A 23,342-nucleotide genomic window follows, 5' to 3' on the forward strand; every position below is an offset into this window, starting at 1 on the left:
TGTGCAAACCACAAAAAGAGTGCGGATTTATATACCTGATAAAAGAAAAACTAAACAGAAATCGCTCGCTAAATCAGAAATAGAATTGTTCCGGATTTGCCGATGTTGAAATAATATTGAGTTTCTCGGTTTCGTTGAACTTTTTCGATATCGCAAACCAGACCGGTTTTGCCATATTCATCACCAATAGAATCGCCAATTTTAATGCTATCTAAAAGATACGAGGTTACAGACGACCTCTTTAATATAGTAGTTGATTTTTTCATGAGCGCAATTTTATGCATACCTACGAAAAAAAATTTTACACGGTTTTTTACAAAATCACTTTTTTTAAAAAATTAGTGATGTACAATTTCATAAACCTGTTTCATATATAAAGCTTCTTCTATTTTCAGAAAAAACTCAAACCATTCTACGCGCGTAAATACCAAACTGATGTCCGGAAATGGTGTAGAAAGGATAACAACTTCTCTGCCATCGGGTGTCTGCTCTGCATAATCATCAAACTGCAGTTTTTTTGTAGAAGCATAGAAAAGATCAAACTGATCGAAAGAAAAATTCATCAGTACGCCACACCTCCAGATGTTTAATACTTTACAATTGTTGCATTGGGCAATGGTTATATTCTCATTTTGGGAAAGTACTGTAGTTTTGCACATAAGTTTAAATCGAAATCAATTCGGGCAAATAACATATTATTTAGAACAATTCCAAATAAATTTAATTGATTATTTGAACGGATCACAAAACTATAAAGCAAAAAAAAAACGCTCCGTTTATGGAGCGCTTTTAAAACTAATTTGCGTCGTAAATAATTACTTTTTCAAACAAAGCTCTAAACTCTTCTAAGAAAGCTTTATGAATTGGATGAACCTGATATACATCGTGAGCAGCAAGATCTTCGAAAAACAAGATTAGGCTAAAAGTATAGGTTATATCAACAACGGCACGTTCAATTGGTGCAGGTGTGCCCACATGAAATGTTTTTACGCCTTCTATGTTTTCTAAGGTTTTCAATCCGCCTAAAAAAGCAGTTTTCTGTTCTTCAGTCGTGTCGGCTTTAAGCCAGAATAAAACGTGGTGTGCAATCATCATAAAATATTTTTCCAAATATAATTAATGAAGACTAAGCGCCAAAAAAACGGTATAAGTCATACGGATTATGACTATCCGAAGATGCTTTTTGCTTTCTGTATTGCTTTTTTTAAGTCGATTCCTTTTCCTAAAACGCCTTTAAATAAATCACCTTCTTGTTTCAACCGGTCTATTGCGTTCCATATGGTAAAATCTTTCATTTTTAAACCTTTTTTTACCTCGTCCCAATGCAGTGGCATAGAAACAGTGGCGCCGGGTTTTGGTCGAAGCGAATATGGCCCAGCAATTGTAGCTCCGGGTCTGTTCTGTAAAAAATCTAAGTACATTTTTCCTTTCCGTGCGCTGATCATGCGCTCAAGCGATGTAAATTCCGGAATTTGATGATGAACAATGTCTACAATTAAACGGGCAAACATCTGGCTCTGATCATAACTGTACTTCGCATTTAGCGGTATATAAATGTGGATCCCGGTTGATCCGGAAGTTTTACAGTATCCATCAACTTCTATAGCATCCAATACTTCTTTAACTTTTTGGGCCGCCTGTATTGTCTGCTCAAAAGTGGTGTGTTTTTTATCCGGATCAAGATCAATGACACAGTAATCCGGCTTGTCGGGAGTTTTAACCCGACTAAACCAAGGATTAATTTCTATACAACCCAAACTTGCCATCCACATTAAACTGGCTTCGTTTGTTGCCACCATATATTCCTTTTTCTCGCCATCGCTGGTTTCATATGGAAAAGTCTCAATCCAATCTGGTGCTTTTCCTTTCACATCTTTTTGATAAAAACTCGCCCCGTGAATGCCATTCGGGAAACGGTTTAACGATTGAGGCCGATCTTTAAGATAAGGTAAAATATATTCGGCAACCTGATAATAGTAATTAAACATATCGCGTTTAGTTACTTTATCTTCAGGCCAGTAGATTTTGCTCAGATTTGTAAATTTGATTTCGTGGCTGTTTATTTTCCGAACTTGCGTCTGGTCTTTCGGGTTCAATAAAGATTTCCGATCTGTGTTTTTAGGAGGTTTTAGCGCTGTATTGTGCGCAGTATCTTTCTTATTTTTGTTCACAACTTTCTGTACCTCGGCTTCAGTTTCGCGCATTACAGCTTTTGCGTTTTTATCTTCCCGCATGCCTTGAAAAGATGGATGCCTGAAAACGCCATCGTCCGTTACTTCTGTAAACGCGACCTCGCAAACCAGTTCTGGTTTTAGCCAGGTAACGCTTGCTTTTGGCGGATTTGGCCGGAAACGCGATGGCTTGTTTACATCGGGAACAACATCAAAAGGCACTTCTTTTACTTCAAGTGGCTTAAACTGTTTTAGTAAGTCTTTCTGTAATTGATTGGAAAAACCGGTTCCAACTTTACCAACGTACACCAGTTTTTTATTTTCATATATGCCAAGCAACAGCGAGCTGAAATTTTTCGAGGTCGATTCATTCTTAGTATATCCGGCAATCACCACCTCTTGCCTTTTGTGAATTTTAATTTTAAGCCATTCTTTTGAGCGCCGGTTTGGAGAATACGTAGAATCCATTTTTTTGGCGATTATACCTTCTAAACCGAGGCGTTGTGCCGCGTTAAAAAAATCTGTTCCCCGCGCCTTAAATACTTTTCCTAAACGTACACGATCATCTGTTGTGGGCAGAATATCATTTAAAATTGCCTGACGTTCGGTTAAAGGCAATTCCATCAAATTTTTTCCTTTGTACCAAATCAAATCGAATACATAGTAAACCAATTCTCCATCGGCTTCACTTCTCCAATTTTGCAACGCTCCAAAATCAGATACGCCATTCTGATTCAATACAATAATTTCTCCATCCAAAACCACGTCTAAATCCCATTTCTGTATCAGATTATAAATCGGATAAAATTTCTCATTGTAAGATTTGTTGTTGCGGGAAGTGAGCGCCAATTTTCCTTTCTTTAATGCGGCCAGAGTTCTATATCCATCCCATTTTACTTCATATTGCCAATCCGGATCGTCAAAAGGCGCATCTACCAATGTGGCAAGCATTGGTTTTATTTCTTCGGGAAATGTTTGTCTTTTGCCTTTTTTGATGAGGCTTGCCGGATTCAGGTCTTTCTTTTCACCTACAGCCTTCAATTCTTTTTTTCCTTTTTTATCCAGAAGGGCTTCTGTTTTCTTAATAGTTTTTGCTTTTCCGTCGTCCCAAACCTTTTCCGCATTTTTCTCGGTTTCTGCAATTGTGTGGCCGGAAATTACCGATTTGTCTTTTTTAGTGATATCTGTTTTAGAAGCAAATTCATCGTCATGTTTAATGAGCAACCAACTGTTTTCGCCCATTCCATTTGTACGCACCAAAGCAAATTCGCCCTGCAGTTTTTCTCCGTGAAGTACAATTTTAAGCGAACCGGTTTTTAGCGCATCGAGCAAATGTTTTTCCTGAGCCTTTTTTCCGGATATTTTTTCAATGGGCTCATAAGTTCCTTCGTCCCAAACAATTACCGTTCCTCCGCCATACTCGCCTTTTGGTATAATGCCTTCAAAATCACGATAATCGTAAGGATGGTCTTCTACCATCATCGCCAAACGTTTCGTTTTCGGATCTGTAGAAGGTCCTTTCGGTACAGCCCAACTTTTTAACACGCCTTTCATTTCCAGCCTGAAATCATAATGCAGGCGTGAAGCATCGTGTTTTTGAATCACAAAATGTAATTTTTGAGCGTCAGAACTTTTACCAGACTTTGGTTCTTTTGTTTTTGAAAAATCGCGTTTCTCTTTATATTTTACCAGACTCATGGCGTACACTTTAGTTGCAAAATGATCTTTCAAGCAGAACATGCAGTCGACATAAAAAGTTTTTTGTCGCTTAATGAAATACAAGAAACAAAAAAAGCGCTCATAAAATTGAGCGCTTCTGTGCCAGAAATGGCAAATTATTCTACTTTTTTATTTAAACTTTTTCATAAAGTTTGATACATTTTCTTCGATGTTGCCTTCGGCAATTGCTTTTACAAAAGCGGTTCCAATAATTGCACCGTTTGCGTAAGAACAGGCTTTATCAAAAGTCGTTTTATCGCTAATTCCGAAGCCAATCATGGTTGGATTATTCAGCTCCATTGCCGCAATTCGCTCGAAATACCTTTCAGTAGTATTTCCAACTTCGAGGTTTTTACCCGTAGTTGCTGACGAAGACAAAAGATAAATGAAACCATTGCTCAAATCGTCAATTTTACGAATCCTTGCGTCTGCTGTATGTGGCGTAATCAGAAAAACATTGCTTACACCGTGTTCTACAAAACATTCTTTGTAAAACTCTTCATATTCTGCCATAGGCAAATCGGGTACAATACAACCATCCACACCAACTTCGGCGCAAGATTTACAAAAATTTTCAACACCAAACTGAAGAACGGGATTTACATATCCCATTAATAGTACTGGAATAGTGACGTTTTTACGAAGGTCTTTAAGTTGCTCAAAAAGAAGTGGTAAAGTCATACCCTGATCCAGCGATTGTTTGCTGCTGGCCTGAATAACTGGTCCATCTGCAACAGGATCTGAATAAGGAAACCCAATTTCAAGCATATCTGCACCAGATTTCTCCAAGGCTTCAGCAATTTGAATGGTATCGCCCAGGTTCGGATATCCGGCAGTATAATAAATTGATAATATATTTTTCTTCGTTTCGAAGAGTTGTTTAATTCTGTTCATGTTTTTTCTTTTTTCCGTCATTGCGAAGCACGAAGCAATGACGATTCTTCTACAGGTTAAAGTGTTTGATATACGTATCCAAATCTTTATCGCCGCGGCCAGACAAGCAAACAATCACGTTTTCGCCGCCTTTAAAATTCATTTTTTCCAGGTAAGCCAATGCATGTGCACTTTCTATTGCCGGAATAATACCTTCCAACTGTGTAAGCAATAAACCTGCATCTAAACTTTCATCATCTGTAATGGAAACATATTCTCCCCTACCGCTTTTAAATAAATGTGCATGTTGTGGGCCAATTCCGGGGTAATCCAATCCGGCAGAAACAGAATGTGGTTCCACAACCTGGCCATCTGGCGTTTGCATTAAAATACTTCTGCTGCCATGCAAAACACCTTCTTTACCTAAATACGTTGTAGCTGCAGACAAACCAGAACTCACGCCTTTTCCCGCAGCTTCAACCGCAATAAGTTTTACATCTTCATCGTCAAGAAAATGATAAAACATACCCATAGCATTGCTGCCACCACCAACACAAGCCAGAACATAATCTGGTTTATTGTTACCGGTTTTCTCAAGCAATTGTTTTTTAGCTTCTTCAGAAATTACAGACTGGAACAACGCTACCATATCTGGATAAGGATGCGGACCAACTACAGAACCAATGATGTAATGTGTATCTACCGGATTGTTGATCCAATCGCGCATGGCTTCATTTGTGGCATCTTTCAGTGTTTTACTTCCCGATGTTGCCGAAACTACTTTAGCACCAAGCATTTTCATTCGTGCCACGTTTGGTGCCTGCCTTTGAATATCAACCTCGCCCATATACACCACACATTCTAATCCGCGTAAAGCACAAACAGTTGCAGTGGCAACGCCATGTTGCCCGGCACCGGTTTCTGCAATGATGCGTTTTTTACCCAGCTTTTCGGCAAGTAAAATCTGCCCGATGGTGTTGTTAACTTTATGTGCGCCGGTATGGTTTAAATCTTCCCGTTTGAGGAAAATATTTGCGCCGTATCTTTCTGAAAGACGCTTTGCCAAATATAATGGCGAAGGACGGCCAACATAATCTTTCAGCAGCTGATGAAATTCCTGCTGAAAATCTTCATCATCAATAATGTTAAGATAATTTTGACGAAGTTCTTCTACATTCGGATACAGCATTTCCGGGATATAAGCACCGCCAAAATCTCCGTAATATCCTTTTTCGTTTACTTTGTATTTCATATCTGTGTTTTTTACCTTGCGCTAGGCAGGGTTTTATTTTCTGATTTCTTGTATAAATTCTGAAACCTTTTCTGCGTTTTTAACACCGGCTTGAGTTTCAAACTTGCTGTTGATATCCAATGCATACAACCGCTCGTCTTTAATATTTTTTATGGAGGTGTGATGCTCCAAATCTATTCCTCCGCTTAAAAAATAAGGTTTAAAAAATGTATATTGTGCTAAGATAGACCAATCGAAGGTTTTTCCAGAACCGCCATGCATTTTTGTTTTGGTATCAAAAAGGAAATAGTCTACCACATTGAGGTAAGGCTCCAGGCTGTCGAAATCAAAATCTTCATCAATTCCAAATGCTTTAATGATTTCCAACTGCTGAAATTCTTTTTTCAACTCCGTACAATATGCCGGATTTTCCTGTCCGTGAAGTTGAACGGCAGATAAGTTAAACTGGCTTACGTTTTTCCGAACAATTTGAGGTGTTTCATTTACGAAAACACCTACGGTTTTAATTTCTGCTGGAATGTATTTTATAAGCTCTGCAGATACGCTACTAATGGCACGTGGCGATTTATCGTAAAAAATAAATCCCATATACTCTGGCTTGGCTGCTGCAACTGCTGCAATATTTGCTGCCAATGTCATACCGCATACTTTTATTTTTAACATGCCAACAATTGTTTAAAACTGTTTAATGCCTTTTTACTTAACAATGATTCTTCTGCTTCGTAATAGCAATCTGCGAAAGACATTTGTGGCTTTATTGTTCTGATGGCCAATGCAGAATTGCAAAGCACTACATTATTTTGGATATCTGTTGCTTCTCCATTTAGCACGTCCATAAAAATTTTAGCAGATGATTCTACGGTATCTCCTCCTTTAATTTCTGAAGTGGAAACACGATCGAATCCCATTTCCTGTAACGTCAAAACCTGCTCGCCTTTATTGTTAAAGGTTTTTACATCGCAGGTAAGTGAAATTTCATCATAACCTTCCAGCGCATGTACAATGGTGTAATTTTTATCCGTTTCTTGATACAAATACGCATAAAGTCGGGCCAATTCCAGGCTAAAAACACCAACCATCTGATATTTGGGTTGGCCTGGATTTACCATTGGTCCAAGCATATTAAAAAAAGTTTTAATGCCCAACTCTTTACGAATTGGCGCTACGGTTTTCATCGCCGGATTGAAAAGTGGTGCATGAAGAAAACAAATTCCGGCTGTGTCGAGATTCCGTTTCAACGTATCCTGATCGTTGGTAAAATTGTAGCCCAAATATTCCATTACGTTTGAAGATCCACAACCTGAAGATACGCCGTAATTTCCGTGTTTGGCAACATGATGACCCGCGCCTGCCACAACAAATGAAGACAAGGTTGAAATGTTGAAGGTATTTTTTCCGTCGCCGCCGGTTCCACAAAGATCAATAAGGTCATATCCTGACAGGTCTGTTTTCACGCAGAGATCCAGCATCGCATCGCGAAATCCCTGCAACTCATCAACCGTAATATTTCGCATGGCATATGCCGTGATAAAAGATGCAATCTGCGAATTGTTAAACTCGCCCTGAGCAATCGAAATGAGAATATTTTTAGCTTGCTCGCGACTAAAAGTTTTATTTTCGAATAAATGATTTAAGATCTGTTTCATTTTAACCTATTCAATTTGAGCACTTAAACGCTATGGTTTTCAATCTCGACCGGAGAAAAGTGCATAAAAAAAGGATTGCTTTTTGGGCAATCCTGTTCGTAACTGTAAATATTTTTAAATATACAACAAAAGTGCCTAACGATTATCGTTATGCCACCACCATTTGTTATTTAAGTTTGTATTTGTCATTTTGTATGGAGGCAAATATTAAGATAGTTTTTTAAAATTCCAAAATGTTTTTAAAAAAAGGTAAAAAGGATTACTTATTTCACCAAAATGTTTCTTTGCTTAACGATTGATAAACGCGAGGATGTATTCATACAATTTGTTGCCACCAAATATCATCTGCGCAATCATCGGTACATGCTTTTTTCCTTTAATTTCTTTAATTTCTACATCAACACCATTTTGTTTGAGGCGTTCATACAATCTTGGAGTTTGCAAACGGATTGCACCATAAGTTTTACCGCCGTAAAAGAGCAAATGCGGGTTATGGATGTTGTTTACATAGTTTAGCGGCGATGCCTCTGTCCACACTTCTGGCTTCTTGGTAAACGTTCGCAAGAAATCATAATAGTAATCATCTTTTTCAGCTTCCAATAAATATTCATGAATATCCAAACCGAAAGGATCATTTAAAATGAGTCCTTTAATTGGATTGGATATTCCGGCTTGCTTAAAATAACGTGGATCAGCGTTAATCAACTCGGCTAAATGTGCACCAGCTGAATGTCCCATTACGAAGATCTTTTTTGTATTGCCTTCAAATTTCGAAATACTATCGCGCACCCATTTAATTGCCAAAGCACAATCTTCAGCCATTTTCTCATATTGCGCATCTGGAGCCAGAGGATAATTTATGATTACAGCAACTGCACCTTTTCTGGCAAAATTGCGGCCAAGCCACCAGTACGTTTCCTTTTTACCACTGCTCCATGAACCACCATGTATAAATATAATAACTGGTTTATCTTTTATGCCGTCTGCTTTGTAATATACATTTAGCGTGTTCGCGATGGAATTGTTGTGTACATATTGGATATTTTTGATTTTTTTAACCTGCGCAACAGAAATCAGGGCTTGGAAAAGAAACATTAGTATAAAGCCGTATTTTAACATGGGTAAAATTTATCTTTCAACATAAAAATGAACGAAATTGTTCTGCTTTTGGATGTTTCTCGATCGCATTCTTATTTACGTTTAATCTATAAAACTCGTAGGGATCGCATTTACAATGTAATTCTTTAACTATTCGATACAATCGAAAAACTTACTTGTGCACTTGTGGTAAACAAGCGCAAGAATACTTCCACTCGTTTGTAACGAGCAGGGAATTAGCACAGCGTTTGCAACGCAATCTTTTGATATTTGTTACTATCAAAAAAGCGCTTATGTACTTGTGGTAAACAAGCGCAAGAATACTCCCGCTCGTTTCGAACGAGCAAGGAAATAGCACAGCGTTTGCAACGCATTCTTTCAATATTCGATACAATCGAAAAACTACTTGCGCACTTGTTGTAAACAAGCGCAAGAATACTCCCGCTCGTTTCTAACGAGTGTGGAAATAGCACAGCGTTTGCAACGCAATCTTTTAATATTTGATACAATCGAAAAACTACTTGCGCACTTGTTATAAACAAGCGCAAGAATACTCCCGCTCGTTTCTAACGAGTGTGGAAATAGCACAGCGTTTGCAACGCAATCTTTTAATATTTGATACAATCGAAAAACTACTTGTGCACTTGTGGTAAACAAGCGCAAGAATACTCCCGCTCGTTTCTAACGAGTGTGGAAATAGCACAGCGTTTGCAACGCAATCTTTCAATATTCGATACAATCGAAAAACTACTTGTGTACTCGTTAAAAACAAGCGCAAGAATACTCCCGCTCGTTTTTAACGAGCAGGGAAATAGCACAGCTTGCAACGCAATCTTTTAATATTTGATACTATCAAAAAACTACTTGTGCACTTGTTGCAAACAAGCGCAAGAATACTCCCGCTCGTTTCTAACGAGCAAGGAAATAGCACAGCGTTTGCAACGCATTCTTTCAATATTCGATACAATCGAAAAACTACTTGCGCACTTGTGGTAAACAAGCGCAAGAATACTCCCGCTCGTTTCTAACGAGCAAGGAAATAGCACAGCGTTTGCAACGCAATCTTTCAATATTCGATATAATCGAAAAACTACTTGCGCACTTGTGGTAAACAAGCGCAAGAATGCTTCCGCTCGTTTCTAACGAGCAAGGAAATAGCACAGCGTTTGCAACGCAATCTTTCAATATTCGATATAATCGAAAAACTAATTGCGCACTTGTGGTAAACAAGCGCAAGAATACTCCCGCTCGTTTGTAACGAGCAGGGAAATAGCACAGCGTTTGCAACGCAATCTTTCAATATTCGATACAATCGAAAAACTAATTGCGCACTTGTGGTAAACAAGCGCAAGAATACTCCCGCTCGTTTCTAACGAGTGTGGAAATAGCACAGCGTTTGCAACGCATTCTTTCAATATTCGATACAATCGAAAAACTACTTGCGCACTTGTTATAAACAAGCGCAAGAATACTCCCGCTCGTTTCTAACGAGTGTGGAAATAGCACAGCGTTTGCAACGCAATCTTTTAATATTTGATACAATCGAAAAACTACTTGTGCACTTGTGGTAAACAAGCGCAAGAATACTTCCACTCGTTTGTAACGAGCAGGGAATTAGCACAGCGTTTGCAACGCAATCTTTTGATATTTGTTACTATCAAAAAAGCGCTTATGCACTTGTGGTAAACAAGCGCAAGAATACTCCCGCTCGTTTGTAACGAGCAGGGAAATAGCACAGCGTTTGCAACGCAATCTTTCAATATTCGATATAATCGAAAAACTAATTGCGCACTTGTGGTAAACAAGCGCAAGAATACTCCCGCTCGTTTTTAACGAGCAGGGAAATAGCACAGCGTTTGCAACGCAATCTTTCAATATTCGATACAATCGAAAAACTACTTGTGTACTCGTTAAAAACAAGCGCAAGAATACTCCCTCTCGTTTTTAACGAGCAGGGAAATAGCACAGCTTGCAACGCAATCTTTTAATATTTGATACTATCAAAAAAGCGCTTATGCACTTGTGGTAAACAAGCGCAAGAATACTTCCGCTCGCTTCCAACGAGCAGGGAAATAGCAAAGCGATTGTAATGCAATCTTTTAATATTCGATACAATCGAAAAACTAATTGCGCACTTGTGGTAAACAAGCGCAAGAATACTCCCGCTCGTTTCTAACGAGTGTGGAAATAGCACAGCGTTTGCAACGCAATCTTTTAATATTTGATACAATCGAAAAACTACTTGTGCACTTGTGGTAAACAAGCGCAAGAATGCTTCCGCTCGTTTGTAACGAGCAGGGAAATAGCACAGCATTTGCAACGCAATCTTTTAATATTCGATACAATTGAAAACCGCTTGCTCAATTGTTGTAAGCAAGCGCAAGAATACTCCCGCTCGCTTCCAACGAGCAGGGAATTAGCAAAGCATTTGCAACGCAATCTTTTAATATTCGATACAATCGAAAAACTAATTGCGCACTTGTTGTAAACAAGCGCAAGAATACTTCCGCTCGTTTTTAACGAGCCGGGAAATAGCACAGCGTTTGTAAAGCATTCTTATCCGCGATTAATATGCTCAAAGCGTTATCGAGACGTAAGCTTAAACGCTATCCTTTAGCAATTAATGGATTTTTTTCTTTCGCGAACAGATCAAAAACCTTCTTATCCACAAAAGCCGGAAAAAGTTTATTCATCCAAACAGCAAGTTTCCCTTGTCCGGTCATAATTAACGTTCTCTTACGTTTTTCAACCCCATCAGCAATAATAGTTGCAACTTCTTCTGCGCTCATCATTTTACCTTCTTCCATACTGGTTTCGCCATGCGACTGACCATCTTTTGCCAAAGCGGTAACCCGAATATTTGAAGCTGTAAAACCCGGACATGCCAATAAAACATTTACCCCTGTGTGTAAAAGTTCTGTACGCAATGACTCAATAAAGCCATTCATGGCAAATTTTGATGCTGAATAACCCGTACGCCCAGGCAGTCCGCGGAAACCCGCAATTGAAGATACACCAACAACAGTTCCTTTGCTCTTTAAAATTTCTGGAAGTGCAAATTTTGTACAATACACTGTTCCCCAAAAATTTACGTCCATCAGGTTGCGGATTACCGATAAATCCAAATCATTGAAAAGAGCACGCATAGATAAACCTGCATTGTTGATCAAAATATCTATTTTCTGAAAAGAAATCAGCGTTTGTTTAATGATAAGTTCACAATCTTCTTCTTTACTTACATCTGCCTGAACGGCAACTGCCCGGATGTTGTATTTCTGTTCTAAAGCCTGTGTAATTTCGCAAAGTGTAACATACTGGCGCGCTGCCAAAACGAGATTTGCGCCCCGAGTGGCAAATTCTTCTGCACAAGCTTTACCGATGCCACTTGAGGCACCCGTAATCACAACGACTTTATCTTTTAAATTCATGTTTGTTTAGTGTAGTTATTTGGCCTGAATAATTTTCAGGAAAGTATTTTATTATAGCTTGGAAGAATTACTTCATCATTGCCGTTTCATAAGGTACGCGTGTAACAATCGAACGGCCGAGGGTAATTTCATCCGTATATTCCAATTCGCCACCAAAAGCAATTCCGCGTGCAATAGTCGTTATGGGGACATTAAATTCTTTAAGTCGTTTATATAAATAAAATAGTGTGGTATCGCCTTCCATATTTGGACTTAAAGCCAGAATAACTTCTTTGATACTTCCGGCAGATAATCTTTGAACCAGCCCCTCTATAAACAGATCTGCCGGGCCAATACCATCCATCGGCGATATTAATCCACCCAAAACATGGTAAACGCCGAAATATTGACCGGTATTTTCAATGGCCATAACATCTCGAGTATCTTCTACTACACAAATGGTTTCTTTATCGCGCTTTGGCGCAGTACAAATCTCACAAGTGGTATAATCAGAAATATTGTGGCAAATCGTACAGTTCTTAATTTCGGCTTTTAGCTTAATCAGCGTATTGCCAAACTGGTTTACTTCTTCTTTTTCTTTATTCAACAAATGTAAAACTAAACGCAAAGCCGTTTTTTGTCCCACACCAGGTAATTTCGAAAACTCATTTACCGCATCTTCCAGCAGCTTGGACGAAAAATTCATGGCACAAAAATAATCAAAATGGATTGATTGATAAATTGTTTGATTGCTAAAAATCCAATTCCATTGCGGTGTTATTCGAGAAGATGCTTTAAGCGTGTAGTCATTGACATTAAAACCTAAATTCTTACATTTAGCTCTTAAATCAAAACTATGTCACCAACCATCCTATTGTGTTTCCTGATTGGCTATTTCCTGCTGCTAATCATCATTTCATTTGCGACATCAAAAAATTCTTCTGATAATTCCACTTTTTTTATCGCCAATAAAAACTCCAAATGGTATTTGGTGGCTTTCGGGATGATTGGAACGGCACTTTCTGGTGTTACCTTTATTTCCGTTCCGGGAGAAGTTGGTGCACCTGCAGGCAATCAATTCCAATATTTTCAGTTCGTATTGGGCAACGCAGTTGGCTTTCTTATTATTGCAACGGTTTTGCTGCCTCTGTACTACCGCATGAACCTGACTTCGATTTATGGATACATCGAAAAACGACTTGGCCATTACAGTTATAAAACCGCTGCATCTATTTTTTTACTGAGCAGAACACTGGGTTCTGCAACGCGTCTATACCTGGTTGTTATTGTTTTACAACGATTTATATTTGAAAATTATGGCATTCCTTTTTGGCTTACCGTTTTGATTTCACTGGCTTTAATTTTCTCTTATACCTTTAAAGGCGGACTAAAAACCATCATCATTACCGATACACTACAAACGTTTTTCCTCGTTTTATCTGTTTTCCTAACGATTTATTTCATTTGCAAAAGCTTGGATTTTAACATCCCTCAGGCATTTGAAAATGTTAAAAACAGCAGCTATTCACAGATATTCTTCTTCGAAAATTTCCTTACTAACAAGTTTAATTTCAGTAAACAATTTATCGGCGGAATTTTTGTAACCATTGCCATGACCGGCCTGGATCAGGATTTGATGCAGAAAAATCTAAGCATGAAAACCATCAAAGAAGCACAAAAAAACATGTTTACCTTTACCGGTGTTTTTGTAATCCTGAATGTATTTTTCCTGAGTGTTGGTGCGTTATTATACATTTATGCCAGTAAAAACGGCATCAATATCCCGCTCGATCACGCCACTTTAAAACCAAGAACAGATTTGCTTTTTCCCGAAATTGCGCTGAACAGTTTGGGCGCCATTCCGGCTATTATTTTTATGCTCGGACTTACTGCAGCAACCTTCGCCACAACAGATTCTGCACTTACTGCGCTCACCACCTCCTTTTGCGTAGATTTTCTCGGAATGGATAAGAAAGCCGATATGAACACCAAAAGTTCTGTAAAAACCCGCCACGGTGTACATATTGCCTTTTCAATTTTAATGTTCCTGGTTATTATTGTTATCAATGCAGTAAACAGTTCATCTGTGGTGAGTCTTATATTTTTAATTGCTTCGTATACCTACGGCCCACTTTTGGGATTATACAGTTTTGGATTGTTTGTAAAAAAACGAGGTTTACACGATAAATTGGTACCAATAGTTTGTGTAATATCACCAATTTTATGTTACTTGCTATCCACTTACTCTACCGTGTTATTGGCAGGATATGTGTTCAGTGTTGAACTGATTTTGATTAACGGATTTATCACCTTTTTAGGTTTGCTCTTCATCAGTAAAAAGACCGATGCGCAAACCAGATTTTAATAATAAGCATACAATATGACGAGCGAAGAAAAAATTAGAAGTGCGTTTGAAAATAAAGACTGGCAGGAAATAAAAGTTACCGACTCCTGGCAGATATTTAAAATAATGGCCGAATTTGTTGACGGATTTGAGAAACTAGCCAAAATTGGTCCTTGCGTAACCATTTATGGTTCTGCACGTACCGCACAAACCAATAAATATTATCAACTGGCCGAGCAATGCGGTAAATTACTTACCGATAGAGGTTATGGAGTAATTACCGGCGGCGGCCCAGGAATTATGGAAGCTGGAAATAAAGGCGCCCACACCAATGGCGGTAAATCTGTTGGATTAAACATTGAATTGCCTTTTGAACAGTTTCACAACAAATATATCGACCACAATAAACTATTACAGTTCGATTATTTCTTCGTGCGTAAAGTAATGTTTATGAAATACAGCCAAGGTTTTATTGTACTTCCTGGTGGATTTGGAACGATGGACGAACTTTTTGAAGCCTTAACATTAATCCAGACCGGAAAGATTGCCCGCTTCCCTATTATTTTGTTAGGCAGCGACTATTGGAGTGGTTTAATTGACTGGATTAAAAACACGATGTTGCAAAAAGAACACAATATTCATGAAGAGGATTTAAATCTTTTCCGCGTAGTAGATACCGCAGAAGAAGCAACGGAGCATATATTCCGTTTCTATAACAAATATGTGTTGAAACCGAATTTTTAATCAACACAACAGAAAATTTAAAGTATCCTTCGGGATACTTTTTTTTTGTCTAAAAACGTAACAAACTCAATCTCAGTTGCTCTAATTCTTAAAAGGGATTAATCCACAAAATCACATCGCGTTCACTGTTGCAACCTGTAAAGCCGGAATGCATACCTGCGCTGAACATCATCAAACTAAAAGGTTGTTTAATGGTTATACAGACTTGCAATTCAAATTGATTTATGTTAAACTGGAGAAAAGGCATATTTGACAGCAACTATCAGGTTTTTTCTGATGGACAATTGCGCTTTACACTAAATTTTAGTGCTTTACGCAATTCGGCTATCGCCACCCTACAAAGCGGGATTTTTGTTTTCCAAAGCAATGGAATTTTTCAGTCTACAACAACCGTGTTAGACAGTCAGCATCAAATACTGGCCACAATTGCATTTGAATGGACAAATTTCAAGGCAAAAATTACCATGAACAATGGCGAACAACTGGATTGGTCATTTCAAAATTCGTGGCTGAAACGCTGGACAATCAACAACCATAAGGAAAAACAGATTCTATACAATTCGGCTACAGGAAGTGGTACAATACAAAGCAATGTAGATGACGACATCTTAATTGCAATGGGTTTGTTTATCAATGAATATTATGCGCGTTTGCTTTTTTTAATTATACTCATTTGCATCATTGTGATGACTGTAAGTCGAACACATTAAAAGCCTTTCGATTTTAGAAACTCAAGCAATTTTTCTGGTGGACGGGCAATTACAGCCGAATTTCCGGCAACAACCACTGGCCTTTCCATCAAAATTGGATGTTCAAGCAAAACATCAATCCATTCAGAATCACTACGAAGTGCGCCGGCGTATTGCGCTTTAAAAACAGGTTCAGTTTTACGGATTAAATCTTCAGCAGAAATACCCAATTGCCCAATTAACGTCATCAATTCATCGCGATTTAGCGGCGTTATAAGGTAATTTACAAATTCATATGGATGGTTCAATTCTTCCAGAATATGCAGTGCAGAACGACTCTTACTGCAACTGCCGTTGTGGTAAATTTTAACCATTCTATAATCCACTTACGCCACCGCTCACTACAAGTTTCATAGCATCCGCGGCACTCATATTCAAATCTTTGACTTTAGAACGCGGCACAATACAAAGCTGACCTGCGAAAGAATAGGACAAAGGAAAATAGACACCAACTTCATCCGGAAGTTCGAGCTTTGTAAGGTCATTCTGCGTTAAAAATCCAATCTTTTTTAAACCGCCCTCTACCTCTACCAAAACCGGATGATTAAATTTTTTCTCATCGCCAACGAAAGCTTCTGTAAGGTCTTTAATGGAAGAATAGATAAAATTGAGCAAAGGCAAACGATGCATCACTCTTTGAAACCAATTGTACATGGGTTCGGTTACGAAATTGGTTACAAAAATGCCGGCCACTAAAATAATGAGAATGACCGTAAGCAAACCCAAACCCGGAATATTGCGGCTTTCTCCTGTAATTGGATTTACGCCTAAAATATTATTTACATTCACCCAACTGTCTACCGTTGTAACTGCCCAAACCACGATAAAAATACTTACCGCAATGGGAACAACAATCAACAATCCTTTGATGAGGTAATTTAACAGCACCTTGCCAAGTTTATTCATGGCACAAATTTATCATTATTTGCCACGGAACATGTAACGCCACGGAAGATTTTCTTTTTACTATCAACAGCGTTGAAAGACTTTAAATGTTCTTACATATCTTAGGTGGTAAAACATCTCCAAAAAAGTTTGCCACGGAAACACGAAAACCACGGAAGTCTTCTTTCTTTCAACAGCATTGAAAGACCTTAAATGTTCTTGCATGTCTTAGGTGGTAAAACATCTCCAAAAAAGTTTGCCACGGAAACACGAAAACCACGGAAGTTTTTTTTCTTTCAACAGCGTTGAAAGACTTTAAATGTTCTTACATGTCTTAGGTGGTAAAACATCTCCAAAAAAGTTTGCCACGGAAACACGAAAACCACGGAAGATTTTCTTTTTCCTTTCAACAGCATTGAAAGACCTTAGATGTTCTTACATGTCTTAGGTGGTAAAACATCTCCAAAAAAGTTTGCCACGGAAACACGAAAACCACGGATTTTTTTTCTTTCAACAGCATTGAAAGACCTTAAATGTTCTTACATGTCTTAGGTGGTAAAACATCTCCAAAAAAGTTTGCCACGGAAACACGAAAACCACGTAAGTCTTTTTTCTTTCAACAGCATTGAAAGACCTTAAATGTTCTTACATGTCTTAGGTGGTAAAACATCTCCAAAAAAGTTTGCCACGGAAATACGAAAACCACGGAAGTTTTTTTTCTTTCAACAGCATTGAAAGACCTTAGATGTTCTTACATGTCTTAGGTGGTAAAACATCTCCAAAAAAGTTTGCCACGGAAATACGAAAACCACGGAAGTTTTTCTTTTTTTATGATCAGCATTAAACTTCTTCGATGTCCTTAGGTGTCTTAAATAGTAAAAAATCGCCAAAAAAGTTTGCCACGTAAACACAAAAACCACGGAAGATTTTCTTTTTCCTTTCAACAGCGTTGAAAAACCTTAGATGTTTTCACATCTCTTAGATGGTTAATAAATAAACTATCCATATAAATAAACCCGTTTTACTCTCTGCGATACACTGGTTAAAATTTCATATGGAATGGTATTTATCACGGTTGCAAGGTCCATAATCGTATGTTTTTCGTTGAAAACAATTGCTTCGTCGCCGGGTTTAACATCGATCTCAGAAATATCTAACATCGTCATATCCATACAAATAGAACCGATAGTTGGCACCAAATGTCCGTTAACCAACATTCGGCCTACTCCATTTCCAAAAGCGCGGCTATAGCCATCTGCATATCCAATTTTCACCGTGGCAATTTTGCCGCCATTTTGCAGCATGCCTTTTCTGCTGTAGCCTACACTTTCTCCAGCACTTAAATTTTTCACCTGTGTAATTGTGGTTTTTAAAGTCATAACGGTTTGCAATCCGGTATTTTCAGGCAATGCTGCGTCAAATCCATATAAACCGATCCCCAAACGCACCATATCTAACTGCGCATCTGGCCAGCGGCTAATGCCTGATGTATTCGAAATGTGCAGCAATGGTTTATAAGGCAAGTTGGCCAGCAAATGTTCTGCTGCCTGCTTAAAGATGTCGATTTGTTTCTGCGTAAATCCATCGTGCTCCGCAGCATCACTGGCGGCCAAATGGGAGAAAACACTTAGCACATGTATCCGTTTATCTGCCTGTAAAATCGCGCTCAACTCAAACAAATCTGCAGGATCAAAACCCAAGCGGTGCATCCCGCTGTCAATTTTAATGTGAATAGGAAAATGATCTTCTTTGTTTTCCAATGCGAGCAGAAAACTTTTCAGAATATCCAGACTGTAAATTTCCGGCTCCAGTCTATAATGTATAATCGCATCGAAAGCAGATTCTTCCGGACTCATAACCATAATCGGTAAGCTGATACCCGATTTTCGCAAAGCGATACCCTCATCAGCATACGCTACGGCAAGATAATCCACTTTGTGAAACTGCAATAAGTTGGCAATTTCAAAACTTCCGCTACCATAAGAAAATGCCTTCACCATTGCCATAATTTTAACTCCAGGTTTTAGTTTCGAGCGGTAAAACTGAAGGTTGGTCAACATCGCATTCAGATCAATTTCTAAAACGGTATCATGAATCTTTTGGGTAAGCAGTTTACTGATCCGGCCAAAGTCAAAACGCCTCGCTCCTTTCACCAAAATGGTTTCATGATCGAAACGCAATTTTGGGAAAGCCTGTATAAAAGCTTCGGTATCTGCAAAGTAATCTGCCTCAAATGGAAACAAATGCTTGTATTCTGATAGGTGTATACCAATGGCGATTAATCGGCTTATCCGTTTTTGTTGCAGCAAAGCTGATATTTCTGCGTAAAGTTCCGCGTCATTTTTTCCGGTTTCAAAGAGCTCAGAAAGAATAACGGTTTTCTTCGGGTGCTGGTTTTGCTGGTTTAAAAAATCCAGTGCAATGGCCAGAGATGAAATATCTGCACTGTACGAATCATCAATAATGGAGCATTGGTTGATGCCATTTTTGAGTTCTAAACGCATGTGTACCGGCGCAAGCTTAGCCAATTTAATTGCAACATCTGATGCATCATAACCCAGCGCAAGCAGTGCTGCCCAACAAATTATGCCGTTCTCTATAGAAGCCTGATCGTTAAAAGGAAGCTGACAAGTAATCGTATTGTTGTTAAACCGTGCACTCAGATTTGTATTGCCACTTAACCCATTTTCAGATAGAATTTGCAAATCAGCCGGTTGTTTGCGGCTCCAGGTAAACTTTTGTTTGCCGGGAATTTCTGACGCAGCAAGTTCCGCTGTATAATCTGGCGAATAAATCAGTAAGGCCGAGTCTTTAAAAAGCTTTAGTTTTTCAAGTAATTTTTCTTTGGAAGATGCAAATCCATCGGCATGTGCCGCACCAATATTGGTTAAAATGCCGATTTGAGGATCGATAATCTCCTGCAAAATATCCATTTCGTTTATTCCGGAAATACCTGCTTCAAAAATCCCAAGATTATTTTCGGCAGCAATCTGCCAGACGGACAAAGGTACCCCAATTTGTGAGTTGTAACTCTTCGGACTTCTCACAACGTCGAAATCAGTCCCCAAAAGCTGGTAAAGCCATTCTTTAACAATGGTTTTTCCATTACTGCCGGTAATGCCAATGGTTTTGAGATCAAATGTATGCCGATGATATTTTGCGAGCATGTGCAACGCCAGCAGTACATTTCTAACTACGATAAAATTGCTGTCCGGAAAAAGGTCTTTATATTTTTCATCACTGATCACAAAATTACGAATACCCTTCTGATGTGCATCTTCCAGAAACTGATGTCCATCGCGATGACTACTAATTGCAAAAAATAGCGAACTTTCTGCCAGAAGTATAGAGCGGCTATCGGTAACAAGATGCTGAATGGCAGTATTTTCACACTGAATATAAACTTCTGCACGCAAAACCTGCGCAATTTTTTCGACGGTATAAGTTGATATTTGCATTCTTTAGTTTCAGAAAAAATGTGGTATTCGTATTTATTTTTACGAATTTCAATAAATATTTATGAAAAGCGGTAAACAAGAGGCAGCAATATTAGACAAAAAACAGGCTTTGGCCAAGGCCGAAAATTTCTGTGCATATCAGGAACGTTCACAAAAAGAAGTAAGGGGAAAATTATTGGATTGGGGCATTCGTGGTGACGAGCTGGAAGAAATTATTACCGAGCTGATTTTGAACAACTTTCTAAATGAAGAGCGCTTCGCAAAACAATATGTATCGGGAAAATTTAATATTAAAAAGTGGGGACGGATAAAAATTAAACAGGGTTTAAAACTGAAAGGTGTTCCGGAAAAAATGATCCAAAAGGCGCTTTACAGTATGGATGATGATGATTATTCTAAAGTTCTGGAAGATTTACTGACAAAAAAATCTCAACTTTTAACCGAGTCTGACGCTTTTAAACGAAAAATTAAGCTGACGGCCTACCTTCAAAGTAAAGGTTTTGAAAATGATTTAATTTTAGTTGCACTGAAAGCCAATGGGTTAAAATAAATATTAAAATTTTAATAAAAAATCCCTTGACAGAAGTATAAATCTGTCTATATTTGCATCACCAAAACGGAACGACACACTGTTCAAGTTTAATGCGAAAGTAGCTCAGTTGGTAGAGCACGACCTTGCCAAGGTCGGGGTCGCGAGTTCGAATCTCGTCTTTCGCTCCAAAAAGCCTTCCTTCAAGAAGGCTTTTAAATTTAAAAGGTTAATCACCTGCTCGGGTGGTGGAACTGGTAGACACGCAGGACTTAAAATCCTGTGACCCTAAAAGTCGTGCGGGTTCGATTCCCGCCCCGAGTACTTCTTTACAAAATCGAACAAAAAAAGCCTTGAGAAATCAAGGCTTTTTTTGTTCCGCCAATGTTTTCATCGATCTGTCATTTCGAGCGCAGCAGGAAATCCAGGATCATGCACAAAAGGGTGTGGGAGTAGAATAACTAAGATCCTCGCTGGCCAATTCTACCTATATAAAAACAATGCAATTTGCGAGGAAATCACCCCAGTTATCAAAAGATACTTAATTACCTTATTCCAATACGAAGAAGGCGCATAGATCATTATAAAAAAACTGATGATTCCAAATGGATATGATATGAAAACATTTGAGTAATATGTCCAAATCCAAGAGGTTAAAAGGAAATAAGTAGCAAGAATTACGCCTACAATTTTAATCATTCTGTGCTCTGTAGTCATAATTCTCTGATCTACTCATTTCCAGTGACCTTTTTTAAAACTAAGGATGTCCGTTGCCTCCTGCCGAACCATAAATTTGTCCGGTAGCGTAACTTGCAGCAGAATCTGCCAATTGCACAAATATCGATGCCAGCTCTGCCGGCTGACCCGGTCTGCCTAATGGCGTAACTTCTCCAAATTTTACTATGGCGTCTTGCGGCTGCCCGCCGCTGGTCTGCAATGGTGTCCATACCGGACCAGGCGCTACGCCATTTACCCGAATACCTTTTGGTCCAAGCTGTTTGGCTAAAGATTTTACAAACGCTACATTTGCGGCCTTGGTTTGGGCGTAATCGAAAAGGTTTTCCGACGGATCATAAGCCTGTACGGAGCTTGTGGCAATAATTACAGAACCTTCCGGTAAAATTGGAAGTGCAGCCTTTGTAATCCAGAACGGTGCATAAACATTTGTTTTCATCGTCGTATCAAAATGTTCCGTACTGATATCCAGGAGAGAATCTACAGCCTGTTGATGACCTGCATTGTTAACCAATATATCTATTCCGCCAAGCTTCGCAGCCGCCTGCTCTACCAACTCCTTACAGAAATCTTCAGACGTAATGTCTCCAGGTATCCCAAAGCCTTTTCTTCCTGCGGCAGCAATAAGTGCCAGCACTTCATCCGCATCAGATTGTTCTTGCGGAAGATAGTTGATGACCACATCAGCGCCCTCTCTTGCATAGGCAATCGCCGCAGCTCGGCCGATTCCAGAATCGCCCCCGGTAATTAATGCTTTACGGCCCGATAATCTTCCTGAACCTTTGTAGCTCTCCTCTCCATGATCGGGAATGGGATTCATTTTTGATGCCAGCCCCGGAACCTCTTGAGGCTGTTTCACAAACGGAGGTCTTGGGTATTTTTGAATTGGATTTTCTAGGGTTGTTTTTTCTTTTTCAGACATGTTTTTCATTTTTTTGGCCTGTTCATAATGCTCAGCTAAATGCCTGGCCGGACAAATTGCGTCATGCATGCTGTGCATACATTTTCAACACGAACTATTTTTTTTTGTTCAGAAAAAACGAACAACTTAAACTTTTCCCGATTGCAGCAATATTGAGATTCAAAAACCTCCCTAAACCGATAGCTTATAAGAATGAGAAGTAAAACATAAATATTCATAAGCAATTTGCTTCCATTACTGCAGCATTTGCAAAAATTCTTTATGGATTATCACATTATTTGTACATTCATGTATACCAAAAGTCAAACTGCTTAATTCATCCAAAAAAGCTAAATTATGAGTACTATAAATCCCTGGATCAATTTTAATGGCAATGCCGAAGAAGCATTCAATTTTTACCAATCTGTTTTTGGCGGAGCATTTACAAAGGTGGTCCGGTTTAAAGATTTGTCCAGCCCTGAATTTCAGGTACCGGAACACGAAGAAAATAAAATCATGTACATCGCCTTACCTATCGGAAAACACAATTTACTGATTGCGAATGATGTGCCCGAAGTCCTCGGCCGCGTAAGTGAGACGGAAAATCGGTCTAAAATATACTTCAGCGCGGAAAGTAAGGAAGAAGCTGATAAAATTTTCAACGGTTTATCTGCAGATGGATCCGTAGAAGGGCCGATTGCAGATAGTCCGTGGGGAACATATGCAGGCATGTTCAGAGACCGCTATGGAATAGAGTGGATTATAGAATTTGATCCTGCTCAGCAGACATAATCGGAGAAAATCCGGAGGAAAACGTCGTTGAAATGAAAC

20 protein-coding genes and 2 tRNA genes are annotated in these 23,342 nt (G+C 38.8%); 7 read left to right on the forward strand and 15 right to left on the reverse strand.

The annotated features are described in order from the left end of the window. Positions 1–68: 68 nt before the first annotated feature. From ACJVDH_RS11735 to recR, 11 genes are all read right to left on the reverse strand, one after another. A complete protein-coding gene (locus ACJVDH_RS11735; RefSeq protein ID WP_443943594.1) occupies positions 69–266 on the reverse strand; it encodes a hypothetical protein in 198 nt (65 codons plus the stop codon). A gap of 72 nt (positions 267–338) precedes the next feature. Beyond that, a complete protein-coding gene (locus ACJVDH_RS11740; RefSeq protein WP_443943595.1) occupies positions 339–659 on the reverse strand; it encodes a hypothetical protein in 321 nt (106 codons plus the stop codon). Positions 660–795: 136 nt separating this feature from the next. Then, positions 796–1,092, reverse strand: a complete 297-nt coding sequence (locus ACJVDH_RS11745; RefSeq protein ID WP_443947622.1) for a Dabb family protein — start codon at positions 1,090–1,092, stop codon at positions 796–798. Between the two features lie 74 nt (positions 1,093–1,166). Then, a complete protein-coding gene (gene ligD / locus ACJVDH_RS11750) occupies positions 1,167–3,869 on the reverse strand; it encodes a DNA ligase D (protein ID WP_443943596.1) in 2,703 nt (900 codons plus the stop codon). Between the two features lie 150 nt (positions 3,870–4,019). Then, positions 4,020–4,784: a tryptophan synthase subunit alpha gene (gene trpA, locus ACJVDH_RS11755; RefSeq protein ID WP_443943597.1), complete on the reverse strand. Its 765-nt coding sequence runs from the start codon at positions 4,782–4,784 to the stop codon at positions 4,020–4,022. A gap of 49 nt (positions 4,785–4,833) precedes the next feature. Then, positions 4,834–6,015: a tryptophan synthase subunit beta gene (trpB, locus tag ACJVDH_RS11760; RefSeq protein ID WP_443943598.1), complete on the reverse strand. Its 1,182-nt coding sequence runs from the start codon at positions 6,013–6,015 to the stop codon at positions 4,834–4,836. Positions 6,016–6,048: 33 nt separating this feature from the next. Further along, positions 6,049–6,678, reverse strand: coding sequence for a phosphoribosylanthranilate isomerase (locus tag ACJVDH_RS11765; RefSeq protein ID WP_443943599.1), 630 nt, complete (start codon positions 6,676–6,678; stop codon positions 6,049–6,051). Continuing rightward, positions 6,672–7,661, reverse strand: a complete 990-nt coding sequence (gene trpD / locus ACJVDH_RS11770) for an anthranilate phosphoribosyltransferase (RefSeq protein WP_443943600.1) — start codon at positions 7,659–7,661, stop codon at positions 6,672–6,674. Before trpD ends, ACJVDH_RS11765 begins: the two co-directional genes overlap by 7 nt. Positions 7,662–7,949: 288 nt before the next feature. Further along, on the reverse strand, positions 7,950–8,756 hold the full coding sequence (locus ACJVDH_RS11775; RefSeq protein WP_443943601.1) for an alpha/beta hydrolase: 807 nt from the start codon (positions 8,754–8,756) through the stop codon (positions 7,950–7,952). 2,609 nt (positions 8,757–11,365) lie between these two features. Continuing rightward, on the reverse strand, positions 11,366–12,187 hold the full coding sequence (locus ACJVDH_RS11780) for an SDR family oxidoreductase (protein WP_443943602.1): 822 nt from the start codon (positions 12,185–12,187) through the stop codon (positions 11,366–11,368). 67 nt (positions 12,188–12,254) lie between these two features. Beyond that, positions 12,255–12,872: a recombination mediator RecR gene (gene recR / locus ACJVDH_RS11785; RefSeq protein WP_443943603.1), complete on the reverse strand. Its 618-nt coding sequence runs from the start codon at positions 12,870–12,872 to the stop codon at positions 12,255–12,257. Between the two features lie 150 nt (positions 12,873–13,022). On the opposite strand from recR, the gene ACJVDH_RS11790 reads away from it, so the two are divergent. The 3 genes from ACJVDH_RS11790 to ACJVDH_RS11800 all read left to right on the forward strand — a co-directional run bounded on the left by ACJVDH_RS11790 (position 13,023) and on the right by ACJVDH_RS11800 (position 15,964). Beyond that, entirely contained in the window at positions 13,023–14,531 is a 1,509-nt protein-coding gene (locus ACJVDH_RS11790; RefSeq protein ID WP_443943604.1) for a sodium:solute symporter, read from the forward strand. A gap of 15 nt (positions 14,532–14,546) precedes the next feature. Further along, on the forward strand, positions 14,547–15,254 hold the full coding sequence (locus ACJVDH_RS11795; protein WP_443943605.1) for a TIGR00730 family Rossman fold protein: 708 nt from the start codon (positions 14,547–14,549) through the stop codon (positions 15,252–15,254). Between the two features lie 224 nt (positions 15,255–15,478). Further along, positions 15,479–15,964: a hypothetical protein gene (locus ACJVDH_RS11800; protein WP_443943606.1), complete on the forward strand. Its 486-nt coding sequence runs from the start codon at positions 15,479–15,481 to the stop codon at positions 15,962–15,964. Here the strand turns inward: ACJVDH_RS11800 and ACJVDH_RS11805 are convergent. From ACJVDH_RS11805 to ACJVDH_RS11815, 3 genes are all read right to left on the reverse strand, one after another. Beyond that, positions 15,961–16,317, reverse strand: coding sequence for an arsenate reductase family protein (locus ACJVDH_RS11805; protein WP_443943607.1), 357 nt, complete (start codon positions 16,315–16,317; stop codon positions 15,961–15,963). The genes ACJVDH_RS11800 and ACJVDH_RS11805 overlap by 4 nt on opposite strands. A 1-nt stretch (position 16,318) precedes the next feature. Continuing rightward, a complete protein-coding gene (locus ACJVDH_RS11810) occupies positions 16,319–16,909 on the reverse strand; it encodes a DUF502 domain-containing protein (protein ID WP_443943608.1) in 591 nt (196 codons plus the stop codon). Positions 16,910–17,886: 977 nt separating this feature from the next. Then, positions 17,887–20,346, reverse strand: a complete 2,460-nt coding sequence (locus ACJVDH_RS11815; RefSeq protein WP_443943609.1) for a bifunctional UDP-N-acetylmuramoyl-tripeptide:D-alanyl-D-alanine ligase/alanine racemase — start codon at positions 20,344–20,346, stop codon at positions 17,887–17,889. Between the two features lie 61 nt (positions 20,347–20,407). On the opposite strand from ACJVDH_RS11815, the gene ACJVDH_RS11820 reads away from it, so the two are divergent. The 3 genes from ACJVDH_RS11820 (at position 20,408) to ACJVDH_RS11830 (ending at position 21,199) form a co-directional block, all read left to right on the forward strand. Beyond that, positions 20,408–20,896 (forward strand): regulatory protein RecX, encoded by a 489-nt coding sequence (locus ACJVDH_RS11820; protein WP_443943610.1) that lies wholly within the window; start codon positions 20,408–20,410, stop codon positions 20,894–20,896. A gap of 94 nt (positions 20,897–20,990) precedes the next feature. After that, positions 20,991–21,066 (forward strand) — tRNA-Gly (locus ACJVDH_RS11825). A 48-nt stretch (positions 21,067–21,114) separates the two neighbouring features. Then, a tRNA-Leu gene (locus ACJVDH_RS11830) sits at positions 21,115–21,199 on the forward strand. 433 nt (positions 21,200–21,632) lie between these two features. Here the strand turns inward: ACJVDH_RS11830 and ACJVDH_RS11835 are convergent. Next, on the reverse strand, positions 21,633–22,532 hold the full coding sequence (locus ACJVDH_RS11835; RefSeq protein WP_443943611.1) for an SDR family oxidoreductase: 900 nt from the start codon (positions 22,530–22,532) through the stop codon (positions 21,633–21,635). Between the two features lie 336 nt (positions 22,533–22,868). Between ACJVDH_RS11835 and ACJVDH_RS11840 the strand changes: the two genes are divergently transcribed. Next, a complete protein-coding gene (locus ACJVDH_RS11840; protein ID WP_443943612.1) occupies positions 22,869–23,303 on the forward strand; it encodes a VOC family protein in 435 nt (144 codons plus the stop codon). Positions 23,304–23,342: the final 39 nt, after the last annotated feature.

Source organism: Pedobacter terrestris (assembly GCF_052343045.1).
Lineage (GTDB): Bacteria > Bacteroidota > Bacteroidia > Sphingobacteriales > Sphingobacteriaceae > Pedobacter.

What these genes read in the sequence shown, in the direction of transcription:
- ACJVDH_RS11795 (WP_443943605.1), top strand. Translation starts at nt 14,547, where the DNA reads ATGACGAGCGAAGAAAAAATTAGAAGTGCGTTTGAAAATAAAGACTGG.
- ACJVDH_RS11740 (WP_443943595.1), bottom strand. Translation starts at nt 659, where the DNA reads ATGTGCAAAACTACAGTACTTTCCCAAAATGAGAATATAACCATTGCC.
- ACJVDH_RS11810 (WP_443943608.1), bottom strand. Translation starts at nt 16,909, where the DNA reads ATGAATAAACTTGGCAAGGTGCTGTTAAATTACCTCATCAAAGGATTG.
- recR (WP_443943603.1), bottom strand. Translation starts at nt 12,872, where the DNA reads ATGAATTTTTCGTCCAAGCTGCTGGAAGATGCGGTAAATGAGTTTTCG.
- ACJVDH_RS11805 (WP_443943607.1), bottom strand. Translation starts at nt 16,317, where the DNA reads ATGGTTAAAATTTACCACAACGGCAGTTGCAGTAAGAGTCGTTCTGCA.
- ACJVDH_RS11800 (WP_443943606.1), top strand. Translation starts at nt 15,479, where the DNA reads ATGTTAAACTGGAGAAAAGGCATATTTGACAGCAACTATCAGGTTTTT.
- ACJVDH_RS11765 (WP_443943599.1), bottom strand. Translation starts at nt 6,678, where the DNA reads ATGTTAAAAATAAAAGTATGCGGTATGACATTGGCAGCAAATATTGCA.
- ACJVDH_RS11790 (WP_443943604.1), top strand. Translation starts at nt 13,023, where the DNA reads ATGTCACCAACCATCCTATTGTGTTTCCTGATTGGCTATTTCCTGCTG.
- ACJVDH_RS11775 (WP_443943601.1), bottom strand. Translation starts at nt 8,756, where the DNA reads ATGTTTCTTTTCCAAGCCCTGATTTCTGTTGCGCAGGTTAAAAAAATC.
- ACJVDH_RS11840 (WP_443943612.1), top strand. Translation starts at nt 22,869, where the DNA reads ATGAGTACTATAAATCCCTGGATCAATTTTAATGGCAATGCCGAAGAA.
- ACJVDH_RS11780 (WP_443943602.1), bottom strand. Translation starts at nt 12,187, where the DNA reads ATGAATTTAAAAGATAAAGTCGTTGTGATTACGGGTGCCTCAAGTGGC.
- trpA (WP_443943597.1), bottom strand. Translation starts at nt 4,784, where the DNA reads ATGAACAGAATTAAACAACTCTTCGAAACGAAGAAAAATATATTATCA.
- ACJVDH_RS11745 (WP_443947622.1), bottom strand. Translation starts at nt 1,092, where the DNA reads ATGATTGCACACCACGTTTTATTCTGGCTTAAAGCCGACACGACTGAA.
- ACJVDH_RS11815 (WP_443943609.1), bottom strand. Translation starts at nt 20,346, where the DNA reads ATGCAAATATCAACTTATACCGTCGAAAAAATTGCGCAGGTTTTGCGT.
- ACJVDH_RS11835 (WP_443943611.1), bottom strand. Translation starts at nt 22,532, where the DNA reads ATGTCTGAAAAAGAAAAAACAACCCTAGAAAATCCAATTCAAAAATAC.
- ACJVDH_RS11735 (WP_443943594.1), bottom strand. Translation starts at nt 266, where the DNA reads ATGAAAAAATCAACTACTATATTAAAGAGGTCGTCTGTAACCTCGTAT.
- ACJVDH_RS11820 (WP_443943610.1), top strand. Translation starts at nt 20,408, where the DNA reads ATGAAAAGCGGTAAACAAGAGGCAGCAATATTAGACAAAAAACAGGCT.
- trpD (WP_443943600.1), bottom strand. Translation starts at nt 7,661, where the DNA reads ATGAAACAGATCTTAAATCATTTATTCGAAAATAAAACTTTTAGTCGC.
- trpB (WP_443943598.1), bottom strand. Translation starts at nt 6,015, where the DNA reads ATGAAATACAAAGTAAACGAAAAAGGATATTACGGAGATTTTGGCGGT.
- ligD (WP_443943596.1), bottom strand. Translation starts at nt 3,869, where the DNA reads ATGAGTCTGGTAAAATATAAAGAGAAACGCGATTTTTCAAAAACAAAA.